At 70.0% G+C, this 1,125-nt stretch carries 1 protein-coding gene and 1 pseudogene; one reads left to right on the top strand and one right to left on the bottom strand.

Annotated features, from left to right (window positions below; genetic code table 11):
- Positions 1–634: pseudogene (locus FVW20_RS16200) on the bottom strand (glycosyltransferase family 9 protein); the annotation flags it as partial.
- Positions 635–962: 328 nt separating this feature from the next.
- On the opposite strand from FVW20_RS16200, the gene FVW20_RS16195 reads away from it, so the two are divergent.
- Positions 963–1,125, top strand: a 163-nt coding sequence (locus FVW20_RS16195; protein WP_307831605.1) for an NAD(P)-dependent oxidoreductase, incomplete at its 3' end; no start/stop codon positions are given.

The raw sequence follows: 1,125 nt of genomic DNA, 5'->3' as shown, positions 1-1,125 counted from the left end.
GCGCATCGGGCGGCAGCGACCGGCGCGACATGCGCCCGGCCAGCACCACGCCGATGCCCCGCCCACCCCGCAGGGCGATGGGGTTTACCCGCGCCGGGGCAATGGGCCGGGGCGCAAGCGCCGCCCAGAAGTCCACGAGGTTCACGGGGGACAGGCGGCGGTGGGCCACCCAGCGAAAGGCCATGCGCATCCAGCGGTCGCGCAGGGGCTGACCGTTCAGGCTGCGGTAGCCGCGCACAATGTCGGGCGGAAACAGCGCGGCAAGGGCCATGTTCAGCCCGGAATTGTTCAGGTTGTAGACGGTATCGAAGCCTTCCGCCGCCAGGGCCGCGAAGGCGCGGGCGTTGTGCGCCAGCACGTCCTCCTGCGGGACACCGCCGTGGGCGCGCACGCCGTGCACGATGACGCCGGGGTAGACCAGCCGGGCCAGTTCCGCCAGCGTGGCGTCCACCGCCAGATGCACCTCGGGCAGATATACCTCGGGGGCGGAAGCAATCGAGTGCCCCGTGCCCTGCCCTGCGCCATGCGTGCCGCCACCGTCGGTCCCCTCCCCGTTCAGCAACGACAGTATCAGACGCTTGGTCTGCACAAGATCGCCGAAGCGGGCCAGTTGGATGACGAGGTGTTTGGCCATGCGGGTGCCTGCCGGGTAATGGGATGCGCAAGGTGCTGGCGTCGTTGCGGGAATTGCCCGCATCAACCGTTGTCGGCAGACTAGCCCAAGTGCGGCGCGGCGGCAAGGCGGGCCGCGCAATACCGGACAATGCCAACTCCAGGCCAGCCGGGCAGACGCAGCCATTCCCCCATCAGGCGCAGCGCATCACCCATGGCATCCACGGCGTCAACCGCTGCCGCCAGTCGCTGCGGCCCCAACTCCGCTCCCTCCCCCCCATGCCCAGCCCTTCCTCCCCTCGCGCTCCGGACCGGTTTTACTTTGCCTGCCCCTCGTGTATACGATCCCAATGCGTTATTATCCCCTGCTTCTCGACCTGCATGGCCGCGCCTGCCTGGTGGTGGGCGCGGGGGGCGTGGGGCGCCGCAAGCTGGCATCGCTGCTGGACTGCGGCCCGGCCAGCGTGCTGGTGCTGGACGCCAACCCGGCGGCCCCGGACGATCCGGAACTGG

The organism is Nitratidesulfovibrio oxamicus, assembly GCF_015731765.1.
Classification (GTDB): Bacteria; Desulfobacterota; Desulfovibrionia; order Desulfovibrionales; family Desulfovibrionaceae; genus Cupidesulfovibrio; species Cupidesulfovibrio oxamicus.
The sequence above is the reverse complement of the archived record's forward strand: the minus strand, read 5'-3'. Positions and strand labels throughout refer to the sequence as shown.